Here is a 7,775-nt window from a genome sequence, read left to right as displayed (position 1 = left end):
GTATAAGTTAAATTTTCATTGTCGAACCCTATATTATCGCTTCTTATTCTAATTAATAGAAAATAAATCTTCTATCTCTTCTTTACTCATTTTATTTATTATATTTTCATCTTTAAATTTATCTGATATTACATTATCAATCATTTCTTTTTTCTTTTCTTGAAGATGAAATATTTTTTCTTCTATACTTCCCTTAGCAATAAGCTTTATAACCTCTACTGTATTCTTTTGCCCTATTCTATGAGCTCTATCTGTTGCTTGATCTTCCACTGCCGGATTCCACCATGGATCAAAATGTATAACTAAATCTGCTGAAGTTAAGTTAAGTCCTGTGCCTCCTGCTTTTATGGAAATTAAAAACACTTCAATACTTCCTTCATTAAATTCATTTACCATTTTAAGTCTTTCTTCTATTTTAGTACTACCATCTAAATACATATAGCTTATTTCATTTTTATCTAGTCTTTTAGCTATGTTTTTAAGAACAGAGGTAAATTGAGAAAATATTAGTATTTTATGATTGCCGTTTATGCCCTCTTCAATTAAACCTTCTAATGCCTCAATTTTTCCGCTACTTCCCTTATAATTTTCTATAAATACAGATGGATCACAACATATTTGCCTTAATCTAGTCAATAGTGAAAATATTTTTATCTTGCTTTTATTAAAACCATTATTATTAATCTCTTCTTCCATTTCATCCTTAAATTGAGCTAGATAGGCTCCATATATTTTTTTCTGCTCTTCTGTCATTTCAACTATTAATCTATGTTCAATTTTAGGTGGTAATTCTTTAATAACGTCTTTTTTAAATCTCTTTAAAATAAAAGGTTTAATACGTTTATTTAAAGCCTCTAAAGAATTGCTATCATTATATTTTACTATTGGCAATTCATACTTTTGGGTAAATTTTGAATGAGATAATAAATATCCCGGCATAATAAAATCAAAAATTGACCATAGTTCCGTTAATGAGTTTTCTATTGGTGTACCACTAAGAGCAAAATAGCCCTTTGCACTTATCTCTTTTACAGAAGAAGCATTTATAGATGATGGATTTTTTATTTGTTGCGCCTCATCCAATATACAATAATTAAACTTAAAATTTTTATATTCTTCTATATCTCTTCTAATTAATGGGTAAGAAGTTATTACTACATCATTTTCACTTAAATCCTTAATAAGCTCTTCTCTTGTAGATTTATTTCCTGACACAACTATTACTTTAACCTCTGGTGTAAATTTTTCAAATTCATTTTTCCAATTATATATTAACGATGAAGGTGCAATTACTAAAGATGGACCTCCACTCTTTTCTGAAGCTAAAAAAGCAATAGTCTGAAGAGTTTTTCCAAGACCCATTTCATCTGCTAATATTCCTCCAAAACCATAAGTTGCAAGAGTCTTTAGCCACTTAAATCCAAAAACTTGATACGGTCTCATGATATTATGTAAGTTATATGGAAGCGTATAGTCTAGCTCTTTTATGTCCTTTATATTGTTAATAAGTTCTCTAAAATCTTTATTTCTTTCTACAAATTCTATATTACTTTGTTTTATATTCTCATCTAAATAAAGTGCATTATATTTAGATAATATTATATTACCTTCATTAAGCTGTGAATCCTTTATATCTAAATAATCAATTATATTAGCTACATTTCTTAATTCTTTTTCCTCTAAAGATACAAAATCACCATTTTTAAGCTTGTGATATTTCTTCTTTTCTTTTAAAGATTTAAATATATCTTTAAGTTCACTTTTATTAACGCCATCTACATCAAAGCTAAACTCTAAAAGATCATTATTATTTAATCTTATAGCAGCTTTATAATTTGATGATGTATAAACTTTCATATTTTTAAAGCTGTCGGAATAGTAAACCTCTCCGTAATTTTGAAGTTTATAAACTTTGTCTAAGATAAAATCAATAATTTTCTCTTGATCTTTTAAAATAAAGACTTTTTTATCTTCAGTAAAGCCACAGTTTTTTATATTGTCTATTGTTTCCTTTTCCTTTTGTAAATCTCTTATTAAAATTTTATTTGAAGCTTTCTTTAAATTATTTTCAATAGGATTTATGCTCAAATCACCATAATTAAAAGAAACTTCAGCACTTATATTTTCATTAATCCTGTCTAAGTAAATCTTAGTAATCAATTTTTCTTCATAAAAATTATTTTTCATGTTTTGATTAATTTCTAATTTTGCTCCGCTATTTTTTAATGCTGGTATTATGTAATTTACTATATTCTCGCTTTGTTCTTTTGGGAAAACTAACTGATTTTTTTCATACTTTTCCATTTCGCTAAAAATAGGTTTCCAAACCTTTATTTGTTCATCTGAAAGCATATATATTTTATCTTCATAGTACATTACGCTTCTATCTTTAGTTAATTTATAAAACTCACTACCACAAGATAAATGGATCCTATCATCTTTATTTTTAATATCAAATTTTAAAGATAATATATCATCTTCTATTTTTACATTTTTAATATCATCAATCCCATCTACCATATCTATTGTTTTACCTTTAAAAATGTTTAAAAATCTTTTTGTTTGGATATCTGTTAAATAAGCTCTTTTACCTTTTAACATTCTAAAATTAGTTGAAGAATAATTATTAATTTCAATAACGTTATTTAACTCATAAATTTCCAGTAATAAATCTATAAGCTTTCTGTGATCATCATTAAAATATTGTTCGTTAAGGTTAAAAGTAAAATTCTTTCCAAATTCCATAGATTGATTTTTGTATACAGCTTCCAAAAAGCTTTTCATATTTTTAACCACATATTTTTTATTCAATCCTACTTTAAGCTCTATTGAACTACATTTGTCATAGCTGTTTAGAGGATAATATATAATATCCATGGAAAGTTCTTCAGCTGAATTTTTATTGATATCAAAATTACTTTTATACATTTCTACTAAATTATCAATAGAATTTACTTTTAATTTTTCATAGGATCTTTTAGTTTCATTAGAATAATTTATAAGTACAGCTATAATGTGTTTACATGCTTTCATACGTCCATATTCACTAAAGGCAGGACATGTACAATTACAAGAAATTTTTTTTGTACTTTCAATGAAATCTATTTCTACAGCATAGCTGCTATAATATGCACTGGATTCTACATTAGCTTTTACATATTCTATTTCCTCATTTAATATACTGTTATATCTCCTATTAATGTCAAAATCAAAGATTTTTCCTTGCGTATAATAATTTAACCCTCTACTAAATGTGGTCACATCTGTTAATTTTCTTATATTTTCTATACTAATATTCAAAACTCCAACACCTCATTATTCTTCATTCCATTTTAATATTATAACCCAATTTTTTATCCATAACATTAAAGTAAAAATAATAGCTAGTAAATTTTACATTCTCCCCCTACACCCATGCGAACATATGTGCTATAATTGATTCAAATGGAAGTATATAGGTCTTAAAAATCAATAAACATGTGAGATGTTAGAACTATTGAGTTAATGATTTCGTCAATTTACAGTGTATTATTTTAATTAAGGAGAAATATTATTATGGATATAATGGATAAACTTAAAATCTTATCAGATGCTGCAAAATATGATGTTTCTTGCTCTTCTAGCGGAAGTAATAGAAAAAACACTAAAGATGGTATAGGTAATGCTAGTGCTAGTGGTATATGTCATAGCTTTGCATCAGATGGTAGATGTATTTCTCTTCTAAAAATACTCCTAACTAACTATTGCATTTATGATTGCGTTTATTGTGTAAATAAAATAAGCAACGATGTTCCTAGAGCCTTTTTTACTCCTCAGGAGGTTATTGATTTAACCATAAATTTTTATAAAAGAAATTATATAGAAGGATTATTTTTAAGTTCTGCAATAATACAAAATGCTAATTATACTATGGAACTATTATTAAAAGTTGTTAAAACTTTAAGACTTGAATATAAGTTTAATGGATATATCCACGTTAAGGCTATTCCTGGTGCTGATGATGCTCTAATTGAAGAGGCTGGGAAATATGTAGATAGAATGAGTGTTAACATTGAACTTCCATCCTCTCAAGGACTAAAATTATTAGCACCTCAGAAATCTAAAGAAAATATACTAAAGCCTATGGGTTTTATAAAAAATCAAATAATTCATTCAGTAGATAATAAAAAACACTTTAAATCTGCCCCTACATTTGTCCCTGGAGGTCAAAGTACACAACTTATTGTAGGTGCAACCAAAGAAAGTGATTTTGATATATTAAAATTGTGCGAAGGGCTTTATAACAAGTACTCTTTAAAAAGAGTATATTATTCTGCTTATGTACCTGTTAACAATAATCCTAAACTACCAAATATAAAAAATCCTCCACTACTTAGAGAAAATAGATTATATCAAGCTGATTGGCTTTTAAGATTCTATGGATTTAAAGCCTCTGAGCTTTTAAATGAAACTAATCCTAATTTTCACGAAAAACTAGATCCTAAAATTACTTATGCTCTTAATAACATAGATAAATTTCCTATTGAAATTAATACTGCACCATATGAATTATTACTTAGAGTGCCCGGTATAGGAGTAAGATCTGCAAAAAGAATTGTATTAACTAGAAAAGTGTGCTTTTTAACTTTCGATGATATAAAAAAATTAGGCGTAGTATTAAAGAGAGCTCAATATTTTATAACCTGTAGAGGGAAGTACTATGGTGATGTGGGATTTGATAGAGACAAAATAGAAAATAGATTATTAATAAAAGAAGAAAAACTTAAGACAATAAATTCTAATTATGAACAACTTTCTTTCTTCTCTACTGTTCCTACCATATATAAAAAAGAAGATAAAGTTAAGTCCATCACAGGAGAGATTTAATTATAGGATTCCTCAATGGAAATTTTATTTATACATAATTTTAATTTCCATAATAGAAATTCTTTTCTATGGATTAAAAATGAAGAATGAAAAATGAAGAATTATGGTTAAAACTCCACTGCTAAAGCCTTTGGAGTTTTTTAAAAATAAATTTTATTTTTAGAAATTCACCTCTGGCGAATTTCATCCTAAATTCTTCATACTTAATTATTAATTCTTAATTTTTAAAGAGTTAAGCTGTTTTTATAGAAAATTTATTTTCTATAGTATCTTTTAAGTTTTCATATTGGATTCCTATAGTATCTAAATTAGAATATTTTAAATTAATTAAGAGGTGTTCTATGATTGTTTATATTTTTGATGGAAGTTTTGAAGGGTATTTAACTTCCATTTATGAAAGTTATTATAATAATAAAAAGCCTAATTTAATTATTACAGAAGCAAACTATGAGCCAAATTTAATAGATGAATTTATAAATATATCTACTAATTATGAAAAAGCCAATAAGGTTTATAAATCCATGAATAAAAATTTTTCTTATGAAGTGATAAAAAATATAATTTATTGTTTTTTAAGTAGCTATTCTAATACCCATACTTTACTTTATAAATATATTAGATTGGCTTTTAAATTAGGAAATGAAATTGAACTTCACCTTCATAATGAAATTGTAATGGAAGTCGTTAAGATTGTAAGAAGAGTTAATGGTGAAAGTCATAGCATGTTAGGTTTTGTAAGATTTAAAAAAATAGGAGATAACCATTATTACTCAGCTATTGAACCTGATCACAATATTTTAACATTAATTGCTCCTCACTTTTCTTCAAGATTTTCTAATGAAAACTTTATAATCCATGACCTTAAAAGAAATTTAGCTATTATAAATAAAAATAATACTTGGAGTATAGATGTGTTGACAAAAGAAGATGGAAAAGTATTTCTAAATGCAAAAGATGAGGGAGAATATGAAGCTTTATGGAAAAATTATTTTAACTCTACCTCCATCAGCAGCCGTGAAAATTTAAAACTTCAACGTCAGCATATGCCTATTAGATATTGGAAACATTTAACTGAAAAATTATAATTAATATATAATCTTATCTGGTATAAATATAATATTTATACCTTTCAATTTTCTCATTATATAACTTTAATTTGAAAATTATCCGTTTAATTCTTATAATAGTTATGGGCTTAATTTTTTAAAATTAAAGAAGGTGATATTTTGAGTAAAGATAGCAATACCCTTAAAGCTTTATCTCATTGGCAAAATTTTAAACAAAAGCTTATTATAAAATCAATTCTAGTAGGAGCTTTTTCTGGACTTATTGCAGTACTTTACAGATTTACTTTAGAAAAAATGGAACATTTAAGCCAAAATATCTATAAGTTTCAAAGAACAAATTATTGGTTTATTCCACTCTGGTTTATTCTTCTTATAGCTCTAGCATTAATAGTAGGTTTTATAGTAAAAAAAGAGCCTATGATTAGTGGCAGTGGTATCCCCCAAGTTGAAGGTACAGTTCTCGGGCCATTAAAAATGAATTGGTTAAAAGTTGCTATATCAAAATTTGTAGGAGGTGCACTTTCTATTTTAGGAGGGCTTTCCTTAGGTAGAGAAGGCCCATCTATACAAATAGGAGCTGCTATAGGTCAAGGTGTTTCAAAAGGATTAAATTCTGATCACAATGAAGAAAGATATTTAATTACTAGTGGTGCTAGTGCTGGACTGGCTGCTGCTTTTAACGCTCCTTTAGCAGGCGTTATATTTTCTTTGGAAGAAGTACATAAAAGCTTCTCTCCCTTAATACTATTAAGTACAATGACAGCAGCTATAACTGCAGATTTTATTTCTAAATTATTTTTTGGTTTTAACACTGCCTTTAAATTTAGCAATTTATCTTCATTACCTCTAAGTAGTTATGGTTATCTAATTATCCTAGGTGTAATTATTGGTATAGGAGGAGTAATATTTAACTCACTTCTTGTAAAAGCCTTAAATTTATATAATAGTCAGAAATGGCTGCCTCCTCAATTTAGGCTTATAATTCCCTTTGTGATAGCTGGAATATTAGGATTAATACTTCCTCAAGTATTAGGTGGTGGCCATAGCCTTGTAATGTCTATAATTGAAAAAAATCCTACATTAAAAGTTTTATTCATACTTTTAATAGTTAAATTTTTATTTACTATGATAAGTTTTGGTTCTGGTGCGCCTGGTGGAATATTCCTTCCACTCTTGGTAATAGGTGCAATTATAGGATGTATATATGGAAACATTTTAGTGAGCTTAGGGCTAACTTCTCCTGATCACATACATAATTTTATGATATTAGCTATGGCAGGATACTTAACTGCAATAGTCCGTGCCCCTATTACTGGTGCGGTATTAATTACTGAAATGACCGGATCTTTAAGCCACTTATTATCTTTATCTATAGTATCTATAATAGGATACTTAGTTGCAGATTTTTTAGGTTCAAAACCTATTTATGAAACTCTTTTGCACAGATTGTTAAGCAAAGAAAAAAATAATAATTTTGCAATAAACGAAGTAAAGAAAACAATACTAGAGATTCCTGTTTCTATATGTTCCTACTTAGACAAGAAAAAAATTAAAGATATTCAATGGCCAGAAAATTGTCTTTTAGTTGGAATACAAAGAAGTGGAATTGAAATTATTCCTAAAGGAGATACTTATATTTTAGGTGGAGATTATCTTGTAATCCTTACTGATGAAGATAAAAGCAGTAACATTACAGAGTATCTTAAGAAAATAGCATATGAATAAAAAAAGAGTTCGTTGAACTCCTTTTTCTAATTCACAGTTCACAATGCACAATTCACAATTATTGACATTTCTCAGTTGTCACTGAGAAATTTAGAATTGATTATTTCTTAAAGTTAC

General features: G+C 27.1%; 4 protein-coding genes. 3 read left to right on the top strand and 1 reads right to left on the bottom strand.

Annotated features, from left to right (window positions below):
- Window positions 1-48 precede the first annotated feature (48 nt).
- Entirely contained in the window at window positions 49-3,300 is a 3,252-nt protein-coding gene (locus tag B2W91_RS04395; RefSeq protein WP_291579064.1) for an SNF2 helicase associated domain-containing protein, read from the bottom strand.
- A gap of 255 nt (window positions 3,301-3,555) precedes the next feature.
- Here B2W91_RS04395 and B2W91_RS04390 point away from each other — a divergent pair, with 255 nt between their 5' ends.
- The 3 genes from B2W91_RS04390 (at window position 3,556) to B2W91_RS04380 (ending at window position 7,658) form a co-directional block, all read left to right on the top strand.
- Entirely contained in the window at window positions 3,556-4,866 is a 1,311-nt protein-coding gene (locus tag B2W91_RS04390; RefSeq protein WP_291579063.1) for a putative DNA modification/repair radical SAM protein, read from the top strand.
- 341 nt (window positions 4,867-5,207) lie between these two features.
- A complete protein-coding gene (locus B2W91_RS04385; protein WP_291579062.1) occupies window positions 5,208-5,951 on the top strand; it encodes a TIGR03915 family putative DNA repair protein in 744 nt (247 codons plus the stop codon).
- Between the two features lie 141 nt (window positions 5,952-6,092).
- Entirely contained in the window at window positions 6,093-7,658 is a 1,566-nt protein-coding gene (locus B2W91_RS04380) for a ClC family H(+)/Cl(-) exchange transporter (protein ID WP_414633101.1), read from the top strand.
- The last annotated feature ends 117 nt before the right edge of the window (window positions 7,659-7,775 follow it).

The sequence above is a fragment of the Clostridium sp. UBA6640 genome (assembly GCF_002455975.1).
Classification (GTDB): Bacteria; Bacillota; Clostridia; order Clostridiales; family Clostridiaceae; genus Clostridium_J.
This window is presented reverse-complemented; position numbering and strand designations above follow the sequence as displayed.

What these genes read in the sequence shown, in the direction of transcription:
- B2W91_RS04390 (WP_291579063.1), top strand. Translation starts at nt 3,556, where the DNA reads ATGGATATAATGGATAAACTTAAAATCTTATCAGATGCTGCAAAATAT.
- B2W91_RS04385 (WP_291579062.1), top strand. Translation starts at nt 5,208, where the DNA reads ATGATTGTTTATATTTTTGATGGAAGTTTTGAAGGGTATTTAACTTCC.